Here is a 362-nt window from a genome sequence, read left to right on the forward strand (position 1 = left end):
CTTCACAACAATTCGCTTGCGGAAGATGTAGAAGCTCCAAATTTGATAGGCCAACACAATTGGCAAAGCCGTGAAGGCAATCATCGTCATCCACTTCAATGTGTATGGCGTTGACGTTGCATTCTTCAACAACAATGACATGGCTGGGTTACCCCCAACAATGACACGTGGGAACAACCCCGTGAATAGCAACAACACGACTGAAATAATTGTGAGTCCCAAAGCAATAAATGACCATACGTTTGAGCGCTTCAAGCCTGTTACCCAAGCGATGACCGTCAACAACACGATGACTGCTAGGAATGCCAATGTAATAAGGGGCTTCTTAGCAAAGAAATCAGTGAAAATGAACAACGTTACTG

General features: G+C 44.5%; 1 protein-coding gene. It reads right to left on the reverse strand.

Features of this window, described 5'->3' with window-relative positions; genetic code table 11:
- Nucleotides 1–362, reverse strand: a 362-nt coding sequence (locus KH400_RS22560; RefSeq protein WP_217228453.1) for a cytochrome d ubiquinol oxidase subunit II, incomplete at both ends; no start/stop codon positions are given.

The sequence above is a fragment of the Desertibacillus haloalkaliphilus genome (assembly GCF_019039105.1).
Classification (GTDB): Bacteria; Bacillota; Bacilli; order Bacillales; family KJ1-10-99; genus Desertibacillus; species Desertibacillus haloalkaliphilus.